The sequence below is a fragment of the Leptospira jelokensis genome (genome assembly GCF_004769635.1).
Lineage (GTDB): Bacteria > Spirochaetota > Leptospiria > Leptospirales > Leptospiraceae > Leptospira_A > Leptospira_A jelokensis.
On sequence record NZ_RQGH01000014.1, the window covers coordinates 129,245 to 146,488 of the forward strand.

Genomic DNA, 17,244 nt, shown 5'->3' on the forward strand with positions numbered 1-17,244 from the left:
TTTCAAAAAATGACTGCTTAGTGAAGTTTGAATCACTTTATCGTCATTTTTTGCTCACAAGGGCAACTCAGATTCCCGTCATAGGCGAGAAAGGAGAACTTGTCGGCTTACTTTCCAAAGAACGAGTGCACCGAGAATTATCTGACCTTGGAAAAGAAAGAGAAGACTTAGACCAAATCCCAATCGAAATTTTAGAAACAGAACTCAGTGAGTCTTTGGTATTATATTTCAAAGAGTCTTCTCTTATCCCTGTCATCGGCATCGATGGAGAAAAAAAGGACAATTGGGACAAACCAAGATTTCTTGCTGCCTTTACCAAATTAGAATCCAAACAAATTCGGGATCCGAAACTCGAAACCATCGAATCCAAACTAGAGAAAAAAAAGGAAAATTTAGATTCTGTCCAGTGGTTTATGGAACTCATCTTATCCCATTTCCCTGATGGCCTAATCGCAACCGATGTGACAGGTGGAACTATTTTTTATAACGAAAGTTTTGAAAAGGATATTCTCACAAAACCTTTGTTCGACGATTCGATCGAAACAGCAGAAAAGTTTTTACATAATTTAAATAGAGAAGTTCTCGCCACTTACCTAAAAGACCATGATTTGAGTTTGGGTAAAGAAGCGGACACAAGTGTTTTAACCACGATGTTACCTGATTTACAATCACAGGTAAGGATCATCACGTTAAAAAAAGAAAAGAAAGTAGTGGGGTTTTTGTACCATTTTACTTCTAGTGTGAGTGGTTTTGGGAAAGGAAAATCAGATTTCCCTGATTTAGATTTGGCCTTCCATTCCAAATTGCCACTGGAAACAGTACTTGCGGAAATGGAAGCGCACTACATCCATAAATCCTTACAAAGGAATTCACAAAATATCTCTCATGCCGCAAGTGAACTGGGAATCCCAAGAACCACGTTACAAAACAGAATTCGTTTTTTAAATTTATCCGAACGGTTCCAAAATCATAAAAAAGAAAAACTGGTGATCCCAAGAAAACGATCTGAAAAACAGGGAACTCTTGAAAAAAAACCACTCCCAAAAAAAGGACAAACCAAAAAACAATCTGGCTCCCAAGCGAAGGATTCCAAAAATACTCTGCGTAAAGCTGTTAAAACACGGAAAGAAAGCACTCCAACGCTGAAAAAGCAAAAGAATACGAAGAAACTGAGCCCATCCGCGAAGAAAGCGGCCAAAAAGGCAAAAAAAAGACGTTGACGAAAACGATCGGAAAAACAATTTTTTCATTACCGTTTGAGAAAACACCTCCGCACTTCGCTGTTTCACTTGCATACTTAACTTGCACAAATGGTTTCCCGAATTTTATCAAATACTCTAACAAATCAATGTAGAACAATCTATGGCATCACGCAAACAAGAAGAAATCCAAGTTAATCCCCCTGAAGAACCAACCGAATACACAAATGGCATTATGGACCAAGACGATGCCTCCGAACCACCGAAACAATTTAAGAAAAAAAAGAATCGTTACGAAGGTCCCATCCCTCCACCTCTTGACTTAGTTGAACTTAAGAAAAAGAACATCAATGAACTGGCAGACCTTGCGAAAGGTTTGGGAGTCGAAAACACTCATGGTTTGAAAAAACAAAACTTGATGTTTGCTCTCCTCCAAGCACAAACCGAAAAAGACGGACAAGTGCATGCAGCTGGAGTGATGGAAAGGTTGCCTGATGGGTATGGATTCCTTCGTTCACCTGACTACAATTATGTGCCAGGTCCAGATGATATATATGTTTCACCCTCTCAAATCAAATTGTTTGGCCTAAGAACAGGTGATACGGTAACTGGTCTCATCCGTCCACCAAAGGAAGCAGAACGATTTTTTGCGATGCTTCGAGTGGAATCCATCAATGGATTTCCGGTAGAAGTCGCTCAAAAAAGAAATTTATTCGATAACCTAACACCTCTTTATCCAAATGAAAGGATCAATATGGAATTTGATCCAAGCCATTTGGACACACGTGTGATTGATCTCATGTGTCCCATCGGAAAGGGACAACGGGCTCTGATTGTGGCGCCACCTAGAACTGGTAAAACGGTTCTCATGCAATCCATTGCCAATGCCATCACTCGTAACCACCCAGAAATTTTTCTCATCGTCCTTCTCATTGATGAACGCCCCGAAGAAGTAACCGATATGGCACGCCATGTAAAAGGGGAAGTTGTGAGTTCTACTTTTGATGAACCAGCACAGCGCCACGTCCAAGTGGCAGAGATGGTCATTGAAAAAGCAAAACGACTTGTGGAACATGGAAAGGATGTGGTTATCCTCCTCGACTCTATCACAAGGCTTGCCCGTGCCTACAACCAAGTGGTTCCCACTTCTGGGAAAATCCTTTCAGGTGGTGTGGACTCCAATGCCCTTCACAAACCAAAACGTTTTTTTGGTGCAGCAAGGAATATCGAAGAGGGTGGCTCACTCACCATCATCGCCACTGCCCTCATTGACACGGGTTCCCGAATGGACGAAGTGATTTTTGAGGAATTTAAGGGAACGGGGAATATGGAAATCCATTTGGACCGAAAACTCGCTGACAAACGGATTTTCCCTGCCATCGACATCAACCGCTCTGGGACAAGGAAAGAAGAACTCCTCCTTCCGCAAGACACGCTCACTCGTGTTTTTATCCTCCGAAAAGTACTTTCTCCTATGAGTATCACCGAAAGTATGGAACTATTGATTGAAAAAATGCGTGGCGCGAAGACAAACGACCAATTCCTCGCCAGCATGAATACGAACTAAAAGGGCCACCATGAAAACTGACATCCATCCAAAATACGTTGCTGCCAAAATCAAATGTGCTTGTGGTACTGTGATCGAAACACGTTCCACTTCCGGGGACATCAGTGTGGAAATTTGTTCCAACTGCCACCCTTTCTTCACGGGAAAATCCAAACTCGTGGACACAACAGGCCGCGTAGACAAGTTCAAGAAAAAATACAAAATGAAATAAGAGGCTTTTGCCTCTTTGGAACCGTCTAAGTTACAACAGGAGAACAACTCATGGCAGTAATGGACTTTGCTCGCTACAAAGAAATCAACGACCAAAGGATGAATTACCGTGAGATGGAAGACGCTACTGTCGTTTCCTACTACCGCAACACTGGTTGCGGAGACGGTTACCGCATCTATCTAAAGTTAAACGACGAACAAGTTGTAGAAGACGCCAGTTACACTACAACAGGTTGTGGGTTTGGGATTGTGGCTCTTGCCATGGCAACCGAGTACGCAAAAGGTAAATCCTTAACGGAACTAAAACACCTAACACCAGAAACACTCGAAACTCTATTTGAATTTCCAGAAAGAAGGAAAAACTACCCGGAGTCCGCAGTTGCTGCTCTTAAAAAAGCAGTGGAAGACTACGAATCAGGACAAGGGGTTCCCAAAGAAAACCGAATCACAAAAGCGCAAACCATGGAGCTGCTTCACAAACAAGGGCATTTGCGAGAGGCAAAATTATCCAGTGTAATGCTTGAAAAAGAAAAATTGGATGGTGTGGATTTTTCAGGTGCTGACCTTCACAATGCTTTTTTGCAGAACTCTAGTTTTGTTGGAGCAAACTTCCAAGGAGCAAATCTAAAGGCTTCGTTTTTCAATGGAGCGGACCTTCGTAATGCCAATTTCCGTGGTGCTGACCTTCGATTTGCCAAACTCGCTTCCGCAAAAATCGAAGGTGCTGATTTTACCGATGCGATTTATGATATCGGAACACGTGTGGACCATAGCCAAATGTACATCTTTGATGTGATGAAAAAAGCAGGCAAAGACCTCTATCTGAAAAAAGAGGATGGGGAATGAAACCTGGCGACAAGGCAAAACTCACGAAACAAACCTTCCTCCACAAAGGGATTTTTATTTTTACTGGTTCCACTGTCGAAGTGAAAGAAATCCAAAATGATAAGGCAATCGTCATTTATAATGACAAAGAAGGTTACCCTCACGATTTAGAGATGAACCTAACCGATTTGGCACCAGTTTCCTAAGCCCGATTTTCTTGACACAAAAGAAGAGAATCGTAACGTATTGTTAATCCTAGTATGTTGATTCAAAGCCACCGTCAGGAAAACCACCTGTTACTCTCCATCCAAAGGGATGTCCTGATGGAAAATTCACGCGAGTTTTACCAAGAGTTCGAAAAAGCAATTGAAGGTTCTCATTTTGGTAAATTGACCATGGACTTTCATTTGGTGAAATTTTTGGATTCCAGTGGGATTGGTGCTGTGATCAAAGCATCCTCTGCTCTCCACAACCGTGGTGTGGAAATCTTTGTAACCAACCTTAACAAAAATCTAAACTCTGTGTTTCGATTGTCTGGACTCAATCATATCCTTTCCATTTTGACTTTGGATGAATACCTTTCAAAATTTCCTGAGTTTCAAAAAACTCTAGAGGCTTAACACCAATATGAAATCCCTTCGCATTCTTTTATTCGTTTCGTTTACCATTGGTATCCTTCAATCTTGTGCTACTGGCGTAAAATCCAGATCCCTTCTTTTTCGTAGCAACGAGTTTGCGATTTATACGGTAAACCGTGATAAAATCAATGTGAAAACAGAATCTTCTGTTGCCAAAACTTTTGCCCATCCAGTTGAACTTACGGAAGATAAAATTTTAGATTTACTGGGAAACATTCGGTTCCGAGAAGAAAGTTCTTATGGTGATGTGAACCAATACATCTTCGAAGAAAAAGAAGTGAAGGAATTCGCTTTGGATCTTGTGGATGGATTACAAAAATTAAAACCAAACCAGATCTTACTTGTCATTTCAAAATACAATCCAGTGAAATCAGTGGTATCCCACTATTCAAGGACATCTTTTTATATTTGGTCCACGGACACATCCATTGAGATTCTATTTGGTGAATTACAGAAAGAAATCTCTTATGATGAACAAGGGAATTATTTTGATTGGTCCAATATCCCTGATATTCCGTTTGATCACTTCCCTCAATCCACCTATGTTTTGCAAGGACAAGGATTTAGTTTTAAAAAAGTAGGTGGGTTTCGTAACAAACATTGGCTTGTTTTTGACAAATCAGATTTGGCAAAATTGAAATTTGAAAAACGGAAAAAAAGTTCCAACGAAATTTCCAATTCAGTAGAAGCCGATTTAAAACCTGAGAAAAAAATCCAGAGAGATGAAGAAGATGGGGTTTTGTTAGAGGAGTAGGTCGTCTTCTTTTCGAATCACATTCCGTTCTGTTTGGATGGAACCATCGGTTCCCAAATAAAAATGTGTTTTCCCAACGAGGGAGTTGATACCCATCCGGTAATTTTTCCCCGCACCAAAACTTAAATCCACTCCAGGGAACACTTCCCTTTCCACATCCACAAAAGCATCGGGATTTGGTTCATAGGAACCAAGTGCTGTTTCAAACTGTTTGGTTTGTGTTTCCAATACCTTTGAAAACTTATCATTCGCATCTTTGAGTTTAGTGATGGTTTCTTTTTCTTCCTGGGTGAGTTCTTTTTTTTGGCCTTTTTCGACAAGTTTGGTGAGTGTGAGTTGGACTTTATGGAGGGTGATTTCTTTTTCCGAAATTTCTTTTTTCATCCGGTTCAGTTCATCCAGAAGTTCTGGTGGGGTTCCAATGGCCACTTTCGTTTTTGTTTCCACAACGGCACCGAGTTTGGCACAGGTGAGTGAGTTCCCAGCAATGATGGTGCCACCGATCACTTCTCCACGGCCCCCCATCACACGGATAAAGTCTTTGGCAGAAATTTCGGAATGCATCACCGCCTCTTCCACAAAAATGGAACCTTGGGCAGTCAGTTTTCCTTGTTCCACAAATTTGGCATAGATATTCCCTTCGGACTCGATGTATCCTTCTCCGCGACCCATAAATCCACCTGATAAAACAATATCACCTTTTGCTTTGAGAAAGGCTTTCCCAACTGAGTTACGGATGATGATGCTGCCACTTGTGGTGAGAGAAAACCCATCACCAATTTTTTCCTCAACGATAATGGTTCCAGGAAAATCAATATTGCCTGTGGAATAGTCCACAGCTTCTAGTTGGATCACTTCATCCACTTTGATTTCCCAGGAAGCGGAAAGGACAGGACGGCCGGCAATTTTAGCGTACAGTTTGTCCCCTTTCAGTTCCACATTGGGGCCAAGGATCCATTCAACGATTTTTTCTTCTTGGTAGGGTAGGATGGTTCCCGTGACGGTTTTTCCAAACTCTCCTTTTTTGGGAGGGATTTTCTCTGCGATGAGGTCACCTGGTTTTACGGATTGGATGACACCGATGTTTTTGTAATTGATCCGACCATGTTCATCTTCTTCTAACTGTGGTTTGTTGTCAGATCGGAAATAAATTTTGATCTCTCCATCCTTTCCTGGGATGGGAGGGATGCCTTTCGCAATCACGTAAGGAACAAAAAATTCAGGATTTTTGATTTGGTTTTGGATGACCGAATCAATGATTCCCACCGATACACCAACAGCTGCAATTTGTTCACGTAACTGGTATTCGGTGAGAAGGGGACCACCGTGTTTGGGAGGGTGTAAAACCATTTTCGCTTCCATACCATCGTCTGAAACACTGATGTCTGCATACGATGGAACGGGATCTCCTTTGGACCAAGACCCAATTTCCACTGGTTTCCCATCGGCAAGTAATACGATTTTTTTTAAGTGTTCGGCTTGGTATCCTTCCACACCAAAGAGTTGCACTCGGGCAAGGACATCTTTGAATTCTACTTTTTTACCTTTGGAACCAGGTTTTGTGATTTTTAATATGGCTTTGCCATTGGCGTTTTCAATTTGGAAGTAACCATTTTCAGATGCTTCCAAGTCTTGTAAAATTCGATCTGTATATGAATCAGGGCCTGGCATTTAAGTATATTCTAACAGATGGCGAACGACATCTCCTTCACCATCAATTTTTAATTCGGATTTGGGAGTCATTCCATCCACTGTGGTAAGGTATCTCAGCACTTCTTCAAATTCACAAGAAATAATTTTCTCCAAACTCAGGTAAGCGGATCGAAAGTATAGTTCCAGTGCATTCACCAAATACAAGTATTCAATGAAGTCTCCTCGATCTGTATAGAGGATGGGAGTTTTTGCATGATAACATTCTGCTAAAATTCCATAACCCGGTTTTGTGCAGACAAAATCGGCGGCTGTTACGAGGTCAGGGTAATGGGAAACATTGGGAACCAAAATCCCTTCTTTTTGGATACCAGGAACCCCATAGGCAACGAGTTGGATGTTTTTTGGTAAATTTTTGGTTTGTAATGTATGACCTTCTAACCCATACGCACCAAAAGAAAGTAAGATATAGGTAGTTTCATCATTGAATCCAAATTGTTTCCGTGCCAAATCTTTTGTTAAATTGGGTTTTCTCCCCACAAGACCAATGTTAGTTTTTTCTAAGAAATTTGGCATGGGGCATTGGAAAGGTAATATGAGAGCTTCTGTCGCAAATCCATATTCCACTTCCAATTGTTCACTTAAATTTCCGAAATAAGAATCTGACTTGGAATAATTACGATAGATAAAATCCCAGGTGAAATTTCCGAGAAAGATACTGGGAATTCCCACTTCCAATGCAAGTGTGATGGGAAATGAAGAACTATCTGTGAGGATAAGAGAAATTTGATGTTCCTTGCAGTATTTTGTTTCCTCCTGTAACAGATTTGCTTTGGTTTTTTCAAATCGGATGAGTTCTTCTTTAGTGTTTTCCAAGTCTATGGACAGGGAATCTTTTTGAGTGATTCCAACATCTAACTTCAGTGCTTTAAGTTTTAATTTTGGGTGTTGGAAATCGATAAAACCAATTCGTGTACTGACCAAATGGATCTCTTCTATGAAATCCTCATCTAATAACCGTTTGATGATACTGCCTGACCGACTGATGTGGCCAAAACCATGGCCTGAAATCGCAAAATAAAGTTTCATATGGATCGTTGGCGAATCGATTCGTACAAAACGATCCCGCAAGACATTGCTAAATTGAGAGAATCGGCTTCACCGAGCATCGGTAGGTATAAAGTAGAATCCGCAAGTTCTTTGGCAAGAGGACTCAGTCCATACTGTTCACTCCCAAATAAAAATACTGACTTCTCTTTTAGGTTCACAGAACTGTATAAGGTTTTGCCTTCCGGTGTGACGGCGTAACGTTTGTAACCTCGTTTTTGGAATTCTGTTAATACTTCACCTAGGTCTCCAATGTATACGGGAAGTGTAAAAATGGTACCTGTGCTTGCCCGTACAACATTTGGATTGAATAAATCAATCCTTGGATCGGTAACAATCACAAGCCCCACACCCGCACCTTCCGCGGTACGAAGGATGGTTCCGAGATTTCCTGGTTTTTCTACACCTTCGATGATGAGGATGGGATTTGTATCTAGTACCTGAAGTTCTTTCCAAGGAACAGATGCACTTGGAGTATCGGCCACTGCAATGAGACCATCTGGCCGATCTCGGTAGGATATTTTTTCAAAGATCTTTCGAGGTAGTTCGTAAACAGGACAACGAATGGATGCGATAAGGGATTCTTCGTTCTCTCCTAAAAAACATTCTGGAGAGATGAATAAACTTGTGATGTTTACCGGTAAACATGGGATAGGTGAAGATGGGTTTCCGGTAATTGCTTTTTTGATTTCTCGGTAACCTTCGATGAAAAATTTTTTTTCTTCATCTCGGTTTCGTTTTTCTTTGAGACCAGATACCCATTTTACTTTTGGATTGGAGAAACTTGTAATGTAATTCCTTTGTGGTTTCATTTGAGGAAAGTTCTCTTACGATCTTTTGAAAAAGGTGCAAAAACCGGCAGGGTATTTTTTTCCAGAAGTTTCTGGAATGTAGAGTTCTGTTGTTTCATACAACCCTTTTGTTTTGATGCGCGAGGAAAGGATCCGTTCCAGTGTGAGAGGGCTAAACCCTTGGCTATGGCAACTGAGGATGACAAACTCAGGTTTGTTATCTGACAATTCCATGAGTGCATCCATGAGTTCTGATAAATTCTCTTCAATTTTCCAAACTTCTCCTTTGGAACCACGTCCGAAACTGGGTGGGTCAAGGATGAGGCCTTGGTATTTTTTCCCTCGTTTGATTTCTCGGCGGATGAATTTCATCACATCATCCACAATCCAACGAACTGGTTTCGCATCGAGGCCTGAAAGTTTTGCATTCTCCCTTGCCCAGTCAACCATTCCTTTGGAAGCATCCACATGGCATACACTCATCCCGGCATCGAGGCAAGCTAGTGTGGAACCACCTGAGTAGGCAAATAAATTCAAAACTTCAAGTCCTGATTTTTTTTTACCAATCTCCCGGATACGGTTCCAGTTCGTTTCTTGTTCTGGAAAAAGGCCAATGTGTCCAAAGGGAGTGAGTTTGATTTTAAATGTTAGGTTTGAAAATTCGATGGTAAAACTTTCTGGTACCTTTTTTTGGAAATTCCAATGCCCAGAGCCCGAATCATTTTTGATGTAGATGGCATGTAAATCGTTCCATATCCCAGGTGTTTCTTTGCCATACGCGGAAGTAGGGGAAGAACGTTGCAATTTGTATCCGCCAACGATTTCTAATTTGGATAGGTCACCAGAATCCAATAATTCGTAACTTTTTGTCATACCAATTCCAGAAAAATAAAGGTTAGGTCGTCCTCCCAGTCTTTTATTTCCCGATTTGAAAATGACTCGAGTTCTTGGATGAGTTTGCCTTTGAATAAATGATTGGGTAGTTCCCGATTGGTTTTTAAAAATTCGATAAGGCCTGAATCTCCAAACATATTCCCTTTGCGATCAAAACATTCCAGTACCCCATCACTCAAAAGCAGTATACGGTCTTTGGGGAGAACTGGGAAGGTAGTTTCATCGATTTGGATTTCCGGGAATACTCCGATGATCTTTCCTTTTGGATGGACTTTGATGATTTCGCCACTTGCCCTCTGTAAAAAGGCACTTGGATGGCCCGCACGCCCAAACCTCCACACTTTGGTAGAAGTATTGAGGTATAAATATGATGCAGTCACATATTGTGGAGAACAGTTCCCATACAAAACACGGTTCATCCCTTCTAACACTTGTTTTGGGGAAGAAATCGAATCTTTTTGTGTGGTGAATGCCACTTTCCCCATTGCGGAAATGAGTGAGGCAGGAATACCATGCCCAGATACATCACATAATACGATTCCTAATTCAAAGGGATTTGGAGAATGGTATTCATAAAAATCCCCTCCAACATCTTTCATTGGTTGGATGTAAATTTGGATTTGCAGGTTTTTCACATTTGGACTTGTTTTGGGAAGGGATTGCATGAGAATGTCACGCGAAATCTTTCGTTCTCTCCGAAGGCTTGTGACTTGGGCAAGGGCTAAATCTTTTTCTTGGCGAAGCAGTTGGATCCTGTCAGCCAAAGCAAATGCAAATAGAGTGATGTCGGCAAGAGAGGCAATCGGAAACAACATTTCTTCTAAAAAGGAATTACTTGGTAAAATTCCAAATTTCAATAGTCCATAAATAACGCATGTTAGGAGTAGAAGAAAAAATGCAATGGAGATGTAATAAAAAGATCGAATCCGTTTTTTTAGACCCCAAATCAAAATTCCAAATAAAGTCATACAAATGGAAACAGATAACCAACTCACTCCAATGGATGCTTCTGAAATCCCTCCAAAGAGCGCTATGCATACATTGAATATTGAAAAGGCACCTAAAAGTTGGTAAAACCTTGTGGTTCTTGGCAAACGGACTTTGATTTTTAGGAAATTGGCAGTGAATAAAACAAAGAAAAATAAACAGATACTAAAAAAAACAGGAATGCCCACCCGTTTCCAATAATAAGAATTGGGAACAAAAAAATAACCCCAGAATCCAAGTAAAGACAATTGGCCCAGTCCAAAAAACAAAACATAACCAATGTAATAAAAATAACTTTTATCTCTTACAAAAAAGGCAATGGCAAGATTGTATAAGATGATGATTCCCAAACTTCCGAAAAACAAACCATACACCCATTGGGTCACATAATCTTCTCTTTGCAGATTCCTTTGGTTTGTGAAGACTAATGAAAATTGTAAGGAAATATCTGATTTAATCGCGATGAGGATGGTTTCCTTTTGGTGTCCCAATCGGAATACAAAATTTCTGTGGGGGATTTCCCTTTGGAACATTGGTTGCTCATGTCCCGATTTTGAGATGATGTAAGATTCCCCATCAAATTTATGATACAATTCAACCGAATCTATGTTATGCGCTTGTATCAATAATAAAGGAAATTTGCTGGAGTCTGGAAAATCATTTGGATCAAGGCGTAACCACAATGTTCCTTTTAAAAATCCAAAATTCGCAAACTCATCGTTTAGTTTTTGAAAAGTCCCTTGGTTTAAAACTGATTCTACTGGAACCTCCGATTTTCGGTCGATCCAATAGGAAAACTGTTTTGTCGCAACAAATCGTTCCCCAATGTCTTCACGGTTCTCTGAAAAAATAGGCAAAACAAAAGGAAACCAAAGTAGGAACGTGAGAAGGATTTGGAAGGAGGATCGTTTCAAGGGTTGGCTTGGACAAGGGCCATCACCCTTGTCCTAATTTTTTTCGTCTTACGCTTGTTTTTTTGCAGTCTCGTAAGAAATTTCTTTTGGACCAGTGTAAATTTGTCTTGGTCGACCAATTTTCAAATTTGGGTCTTCAATCATTTCTTTCCATTGTGCAATCCAACCTGGGAGCCTTCCCATTGCAAACATCACAGTGAACATGTTGGTTGGGATTCCAAGTGCTCGGTAGATGATCCCTGAGTAGAAGTCAACGTTTGGATAAAGTTTTCTTTCCACAAAGTATGGATCGTTGAGAGCCGCTTCTTCCAATTCTTTTGCGATATCAAGCAGTGGGTCTTTGATTCCTAATTTGTTTAACACTTTGTCACAAGCAACCTTGATGATTTTTGCACGTGGGTCAAAGTTTTTGTACACTCGGTGGCCAAACCCATTGAGTCGGAAACTCGAGTTTTTGTCTTTTGCTTGTTCTACGATTTTTTTAACGGAAAGACCACTTTTTTTGATCCCTTCGAGCATTTCCAAAACTTCTTGGTTGGCACCACCATGGCGAGGCCCCCAAAGTGCAAGGATCCCTGCGGAAATTGCTCCGTATAAATTGGCAAGTGATGAACCCACCAAACGAACAGTAGATGTTGAACAGTTTTGTTCATGGTCTGCATGTAGGATGAGGAGTAAATTGAGTGCAGAAACAATTTCTGGATCAATATGATAGTCTTCAGCCGGTACCGCAAACATCATATTCATAAAGTTAGATGCATAATCCAATTCGTTTAACGGATGGATGATGGGTTGGCCAATTGATTTTTTGTAGGCATATGCTGCAATGGTAGGAAATTTTGCGAGTAACCGAATGATCGAAATTTCTCTGTGTTCCTCATTCATTGGATCATAACTGTCTTGGTAATAAGTGGACAAACATCCCATCATACAAGACATGATCGCCATCGGGTGGCCATCTTTTGGGAATCCATTGAAAAGACGTTTGAGGTCTTCATGGATCATTGTGTGTTTTGTGATCGAACTATTCCATTGCGTAAGCTCTGCTGCACTTGGAAGTTTTCCATAGATGAGTAAATAGGCAACTTCAGTGAATGTTGACTTTGCTGCTAAATCTTCGATGGGAATTCCACGGTAACGTAGGATTCCTTTTTCACCATCGAGAAAGGTGATTTCACTTGTACAAGCACCTGTATTTAAATAACCGGAATCAATCGTAACATAACCTGACAATTGGCGGAGTTTTGTAATATCAATTGCCTTTTCGTCTTCACTTCCCACAACGATTGGAAGTTCGAACTCTTTTCCATCCACTTTCAGAATTGCCTTTTCGGACATATCTTCTCCTGTATATCTCTGTCTATTTCAAAGAATAGACAGGGGAAAGGGTGGGGAAAAGCCATTTTTTACAACTTGTGGTATTTTTTCATGATATCGTATGCGTAGAAGTTCGATACGACAATGCGACAATAGTCCCTTGATTCTTTGTAAGGTAGGTCTTCCAAAAAATGGTTAAAATCGCCGGAGTACACGGATTTTTTCCATTTTCGTAAATTGCCTGGCCCACCGTTGTAAGCAATCGATGCCCATTTCAATTCGTTTCCATTGGACTTGAGAAGGTAGGCCAAAAATTTTGTACCTAACCGAATCGAAGTTTCTGGTTCATAGAGTGAATAGGATGCAATTCCCATCCTTTGCGCAAGCTCTCGTCCAGTCGCAGGCATGATTTGCATGAGGCCACGTGCGTTTGACCTTGAGGTGGCAGTCTCTTTAAAAAAGGATTCTTGACGCATCAGTGCATACACACTGTCCTCTGGGATCCCGTTTTCGTTTGCGTAGCGTGAGACAATATTCTGGTGGGGCCTTGGATACATCCGAACCGAGAGAGAAGTGGGGAGTAAAATGGGATCATCAGGGATGAGATAGCGTTTGAGAAGGGAACGTGTGTGAAATGCCGAATAATACGTGTTACGTGTTAAGTCCCCAATCCCAACAAGGATTTCATCCTTTTCATCTTCTGAAAGGTTTTCTCGTTTGACATGGAAGTTCACAAGGTGGAGCCCTAAACTATCTTCTCCGACACGGAAATATTCTTTGGCAAGGTTTAAGAGTTTGTGGCCTTGGATCCTCGAACTCATCCCACCCAATTTGTTCCCAAGTTCATAGGAGTCTTTGGGATACACAAATCCTAAATTCCTACCAATAAGGGCTCCTGATTCTTCTGGGATCCCTGCGGTATAAGATAAGTATTCAAATAGGTATTCTTTGTTATAAGTAGGATTTTCTGGTTTATTGGATTCTTTGATGGTTGCTAAAAATTCTTCTCGGATCACTCGGGTATAATAGGAACCAGGGCAAAGTGCATAATACCGTTTGAGTTCTTTTTTTAGCCTTTCTGTTTCTCCATTTTCTTTTAAAGAACGTAAATACCAATACACAAGCCTTCCTTTTACAGGAAGGTTTGGAATTTCGGCAAGTGCCCTTTCGAATTTTGCAAGTGGGGCATAATGAGATTTGTCTCCCTTTCGTTCCACCAAATACTCAATCAATCGGTCTTGGTAGAATAAATTGAATGGGTATTTGCCAAGGTATAAAATTAAATTTTCGAAGTACAGTTCCTTCTCACCCAATCTGTCATAGGATGCGGCAAAAACGCGGTAATACCCGGCATCTTTTCCAGGAAAGGTTTTTAGGAGTTCAATTGCTTGATGGAATTTGTTTTGTTGGTACAAAACATCGGCAAGGGAGACAATCCAAGATGAGTCCATATCCACAAAACTTTTGTTCGCACGTAAGACCCGAAAAAGTTCGTTCATTTTTCCAACTTTCGTTAGAGATGATGTTAGGTGTTTGAACCCTTCGTAATAATTTAAGCGGCTGGAGAATATCTCAGGCCTCGAACGAAAGAGAGCTTCCTTGTCATTTGCATTGATGGCTGGTAGGAATAAAGTGATCTCCGATGGATTTAATTGTAAGATACTCCCACTCCCTTTGTACTTACTCCAATCGGAAGCGATCATTTGTATGGTTTGGTCCATCAGGCCATCTTTTTGTAAACAAATAAGCCATTCTTCGATTGCAGCTTTTTCATCGCCAAGGATAAGTTTTGCTTTCCCATAACGATACAAACTATCACCTGTTAAGAGATATTTTTTGTATGAGTCTGGAATGGATTGGATTTTTTCAGTGATTTCCTTCCATTGGTTATTTGCCGCAAGTAACCTAATTTGTTCATCAAGTACACGCCTGCAAATGGGATCCTCTTCCAAATTCAATCGATTTAAAAATTGAATTCGTTCCTGAGGTGTGAGGTAATTTTTGGATGTGATCTCATTGTACAATTTCCAATAACTCAATTTAAACAGAGTGGTTTGGAAGGGCATGGTTTGTGTGAGGATTTTTTTTACTTCTTCTTCGTTTGCTTCTGTCACAAACACCCCACGAATGAGAGATAACAAATAACGAAATCGTTTCTCCTTGTCTCCGTTAGGTGCTTTTTCATGGAATTCGATGAGTGAATACACTTCACTTTCACGCGAAGGTGTTGTGTTTTTGAAATGAGATTCAATTTGACCCCATTGGTGGGATTTAACTAAATAATGAAGGTCTGTCTCAGCAAGTAGGGATGTAGTGAAAAAGAGAAGAATTCTACTTGCTAACCAAAAATGCCTCATGCATACTTCCTATGATTACGAATTTAGAGAGGGAAGGTTCCCCTCCTTATGAGCTTACAAACAGAATACAAACTGCGCTGGCCAGAATATAGAATCGAATTCCACCCAACGGAGGAAACCCAACCAAATGTTTCTCTCCCTGAGTTGTGGCCAGAGCTTCGTGCCTTTTTTTCAGGCAATCAGTCTCGTTTTGCAAACTACCTTTTTTATCTATCGACCGATTTCTCTGGGGGGTTCAGCCTTTGTTCGGTTCTTGGCCAAAATGATGCCAACTTTCGGTTCCACGACCCGGTTTTGCAATCTCCCACACGTTTTCCCAAACAAAGTTTGGACCAAATTTGGAAACTCTGCCAAAATCGCGAATTTGAGGAGATGGAACGAGAGGACTGGGAACTCATCGGTTTTGGACTTTTGTATGTGGGGGACATACCGGAATTTCGAAAATGGGTTCTGTCCACGAAAGAGTTTTTTGGGCAAACGGATGATAACCGTCGGTTTTTATATTTGCTTGGATGGGAATTTTCAGAGATCCCTTTTGAAAACTCCATCTTGCATATGTTAGTTGAGTATGCCAAAGGGAATTTTGATAAAATTCATTTTCCAACTTTAGTCGATGCGGCTTTGAGTGAATCCCATTGGCAACTGGTGGGAGTTTTGTTTCATGCCATTGAACTTGGATTATTACAAGCTCCCGATTCCTTTCGCATTTGGAAATTTCTGATCGGATTTTATGAAGAATGGGAAACTTGGGAAAAAGAAAAATTCCAATTGGTTTCTTTTGGAAAAATCCCTCCGTTTTATGCCTTACGATTTGCAAAACGTTACCTTCCTGAACAATCATTCCCCAAATACCAAACTGATTTGGAATCAGAATTGAGGGGGGACTGGATGAGTGGGAATGAGTTTGGGTATGAACTCACTCATACAATGAATCCTTGTATTGATACCGTTGTGCGTTTTCGAAATGAAGGGGAAAGTTTTGAAAGGGAATTGAACGGGGAGTTGGCGATCAAACCATATTCGTACCTACTATCACTGCAACTTGCCTGCATTCAGTTTGTTAAAAAGGAATATGATCTTTTCCTGAAATTTTACCAAAAATCGGGAAGGCTTAAACATTTGCCCCTTGCTCTCAATTTGTATTGGAGAGTTTTGCAATATAAAGGTGATACAAAAACAAGTTCTGCCATCAAACGTTCGTTAGAAAGCGGAAATGAATCGATCACACTACCTGAGGGTTGGGAATAAGATGCCACTTTCGCAAGAACAAATTATGGAACTCTCCAAATTGCAGAAAATGCTGAGGAATTTGGAGAAAATTGAACGGAATGCAAAAAACGATCTCCAAAAAGAACGTGTTGCCTTTGATATCGAACGATATCGTCGAAGGATGCAAGAAGTGTCACCTGATGGAATTCCAGACAATTTGGAACAAACCATGCGGAATGCCAAAACCCGGGAAGAAAATCCAGAAAACCTCAAACACAAAATCATATCGCAATACCCTGTGATGAAAATTTCACCCAACTCCAATGATAGTGAGATCAACCAAATTGGAACACTCATCAATATTATGGATTTGGAATACATACCGATCCTTGGAGATGCCCATATCAAATTTGATTACTCCCATGCCACAGAACGTGACTCGGTACTCAAATACATGGAAAACTTACGACGTAATATGAAAATCCTTGTGGAAACTGTAGAAGAGTATGCAGCCGCAGACAAACAAGAGTTTCGTGAACAGCTCTCTCGGATGAAAAACAAACAATCTCGTATCTTTATTGCAGAGTCTTTTGAGACCTTGGGTAAGTTCCGTGACTTCCTTGTTGCCGTAAACAAAGACATAAAAGAAGGAAACAATGTCATCATGAACATGGAAGAGCCAATCAAATTCAATCCAAGGTTTGAAAAGGCAACCGTTTTAGAAGGTCGATCCATTATGGAAGGGCTTCGTGAATTTGAGGAATTTGCCGAAGAAGCATGTGATTTGATACGCCTCCCGTCGTTTCGAGGGTAAAAAAACCTTTT

At 40.7% G+C, this 17,244-nt stretch carries 16 protein-coding genes; 9 read left to right on the top strand and 7 right to left on the bottom strand.

From position 1 onward, the window contains the following. The first annotated feature begins 20 nt into the window (after positions 1 to 20). The 7 genes from EHQ62_RS07750 to EHQ62_RS07780 all read left to right on the top strand — a co-directional run bounded on the left by EHQ62_RS07750 (position 21) and on the right by EHQ62_RS07780 (position 5,193). Positions 21 to 1,220, top strand: coding sequence for a helix-turn-helix domain-containing protein (locus EHQ62_RS07750; protein ID WP_135641638.1), 1,200 nt, complete (start codon positions 21 to 23; stop codon positions 1,218 to 1,220). Positions 1,221 to 1,362: 142 nt separating this feature from the next. Continuing rightward, complete coding sequence (gene rho / locus EHQ62_RS07755; RefSeq protein WP_015676048.1) at positions 1,363 to 2,766, top strand: transcription termination factor Rho; 1,404 nt, start codon at positions 1,363 to 1,365, stop codon at positions 2,764 to 2,766. 10 nt (positions 2,767 to 2,776) lie between these two features. Next, entirely contained in the window at positions 2,777 to 2,977 is a 201-nt protein-coding gene (gene rpmE / locus EHQ62_RS07760; protein ID WP_012388038.1) for a 50S ribosomal protein L31, read from the top strand. Between the two features lie 50 nt (positions 2,978 to 3,027). Next, positions 3,028 to 3,822: a pentapeptide repeat-containing protein gene (locus EHQ62_RS07765; RefSeq protein WP_135641640.1), complete on the top strand. Its 795-nt coding sequence runs from the start codon at positions 3,028 to 3,030 to the stop codon at positions 3,820 to 3,822. Continuing rightward, positions 3,819 to 4,007, top strand: a complete 189-nt coding sequence (locus EHQ62_RS07770) for a hypothetical protein (RefSeq protein WP_135641642.1) — start codon at positions 3,819 to 3,821, stop codon at positions 4,005 to 4,007. The genes EHQ62_RS07765 and EHQ62_RS07770 overlap by 4 nt, the downstream gene beginning before the upstream one ends. 54 nt (positions 4,008 to 4,061) lie before the next feature. Further along, positions 4,062 to 4,421, top strand: coding sequence for an STAS domain-containing protein (locus EHQ62_RS07775; protein WP_015676045.1), 360 nt, complete (start codon positions 4,062 to 4,064; stop codon positions 4,419 to 4,421). Between the two features lie 7 nt (positions 4,422 to 4,428). Next, entirely contained in the window at positions 4,429 to 5,193 is a 765-nt protein-coding gene (locus EHQ62_RS07780; RefSeq protein ID WP_135641644.1) for an LA_1326/LA_4305 family lipoprotein, read from the top strand. Here EHQ62_RS07780 and EHQ62_RS07785 read toward each other — a convergent pair. From EHQ62_RS07785 to EHQ62_RS07815, 7 genes are all read right to left on the bottom strand, one after another. After that, positions 5,182 to 6,864: a DUF342 domain-containing protein gene (locus EHQ62_RS07785; protein WP_135641646.1), complete on the bottom strand. Its 1,683-nt coding sequence runs from the start codon at positions 6,862 to 6,864 to the stop codon at positions 5,182 to 5,184. The two genes, EHQ62_RS07780 and EHQ62_RS07785, sit on opposite strands and share 12 nt — an antisense overlap. Continuing rightward, positions 6,865 to 7,932 carry a glycosyl transferase gene (locus EHQ62_RS07790; RefSeq protein WP_135641648.1) on the bottom strand — a complete coding sequence of 356 codons (1,068 nt, stop codon included), beginning with the start codon at positions 7,930 to 7,932 and terminating at the stop codon, positions 6,865 to 6,867. Further along, a complete protein-coding gene (locus EHQ62_RS07795; RefSeq protein WP_135641650.1) occupies positions 7,929 to 8,762 on the bottom strand; it encodes a TrmH family RNA methyltransferase in 834 nt (277 codons plus the stop codon). Before EHQ62_RS07795 ends, EHQ62_RS07790 begins: the two co-directional genes overlap by 4 nt. A 15-nt stretch (positions 8,763 to 8,777) precedes the next feature. Then, entirely contained in the window at positions 8,778 to 9,614 is an 837-nt protein-coding gene (locus tag EHQ62_RS07800; RefSeq protein ID WP_135641652.1) for a class I SAM-dependent methyltransferase, read from the bottom strand. Next, on the bottom strand, positions 9,611 to 11,536 hold the full coding sequence (locus EHQ62_RS07805; RefSeq protein WP_135641654.1) for a SpoIIE family protein phosphatase: 1,926 nt from the start codon (positions 11,534 to 11,536) through the stop codon (positions 9,611 to 9,613). The genes EHQ62_RS07800 and EHQ62_RS07805 overlap by 4 nt, the downstream gene beginning before the upstream one ends. A gap of 48 nt (positions 11,537 to 11,584) precedes the next feature. Further along, a complete protein-coding gene (locus EHQ62_RS07810; protein ID WP_015676072.1) occupies positions 11,585 to 12,874 on the bottom strand; it encodes a citrate synthase in 1,290 nt (429 codons plus the stop codon). 68 nt (positions 12,875 to 12,942) lie between these two features. Then, positions 12,943 to 15,210: a lytic transglycosylase domain-containing protein gene (locus tag EHQ62_RS07815; protein WP_135641656.1), complete on the bottom strand. Its 2,268-nt coding sequence runs from the start codon at positions 15,208 to 15,210 to the stop codon at positions 12,943 to 12,945. 48 nt (positions 15,211 to 15,258) lie between these two features. Here EHQ62_RS07815 and EHQ62_RS07820 point away from each other — a divergent pair, with 48 nt between their 5' ends. Beyond that, positions 15,259 to 16,458, top strand: a complete 1,200-nt coding sequence (locus tag EHQ62_RS07820; RefSeq protein WP_135641658.1) for an LBF_1011 family protein — start codon at positions 15,259 to 15,261, stop codon at positions 16,456 to 16,458. Between the two features lies 1 nt (position 16,459). After that, complete coding sequence (locus tag EHQ62_RS07825; protein ID WP_135641660.1) at positions 16,460 to 17,233, top strand: hypothetical protein; 774 nt, start codon at positions 16,460 to 16,462, stop codon at positions 17,231 to 17,233. Positions 17,234 to 17,244 lie beyond the last annotated feature (11 nt).

Bases quoted from the DNA above. Each gene is read 5' to 3' on its own strand.
- rho (WP_015676048.1), top strand. From the start codon at position 1,363: ATGGCATCACGCAAACAAGAAGAAATCCAAGTTAATCCCCCTGAAGAA.
- rpmE (WP_012388038.1), top strand. From the start codon at position 2,777: ATGAAAACTGACATCCATCCAAAATACGTTGCTGCCAAAATCAAATGT.
- EHQ62_RS07765 (WP_135641640.1), top strand. From the start codon at position 3,028: ATGGCAGTAATGGACTTTGCTCGCTACAAAGAAATCAACGACCAAAGG.
- EHQ62_RS07770 (WP_135641642.1), top strand. From the start codon at position 3,819: ATGAAACCTGGCGACAAGGCAAAACTCACGAAACAAACCTTCCTCCAC.
- EHQ62_RS07775 (WP_015676045.1), top strand. From the start codon at position 4,062: ATGTTGATTCAAAGCCACCGTCAGGAAAACCACCTGTTACTCTCCATC.
- EHQ62_RS07780 (WP_135641644.1), top strand. From the start codon at position 4,429: ATGAAATCCCTTCGCATTCTTTTATTCGTTTCGTTTACCATTGGTATC.
- EHQ62_RS07785 (WP_135641646.1), bottom strand. From the start codon at position 6,864: ATGCCAGGCCCTGATTCATATACAGATCGAATTTTACAAGACTTGGAA.
- EHQ62_RS07790 (WP_135641648.1), bottom strand. From the start codon at position 7,932: ATGAAACTTTATTTTGCGATTTCAGGCCATGGTTTTGGCCACATCAGT.
- EHQ62_RS07795 (WP_135641650.1), bottom strand. From the start codon at position 8,762: ATGAAACCACAAAGGAATTACATTACAAGTTTCTCCAATCCAAAAGTA.
- EHQ62_RS07800 (WP_135641652.1), bottom strand. From the start codon at position 9,614: ATGACAAAAAGTTACGAATTATTGGATTCTGGTGACCTATCCAAATTA.
- EHQ62_RS07810 (WP_015676072.1), bottom strand. From the start codon at position 12,874: ATGTCCGAAAAGGCAATTCTGAAAGTGGATGGAAAAGAGTTCGAACTT.
- EHQ62_RS07815 (WP_135641656.1), bottom strand. From the start codon at position 15,210: ATGAGGCATTTTTGGTTAGCAAGTAGAATTCTTCTCTTTTTCACTACA.
- EHQ62_RS07820 (WP_135641658.1), top strand. From the start codon at position 15,259: ATGAGCTTACAAACAGAATACAAACTGCGCTGGCCAGAATATAGAATC.
- EHQ62_RS07825 (WP_135641660.1), top strand. From the start codon at position 16,460: ATGCCACTTTCGCAAGAACAAATTATGGAACTCTCCAAATTGCAGAAA.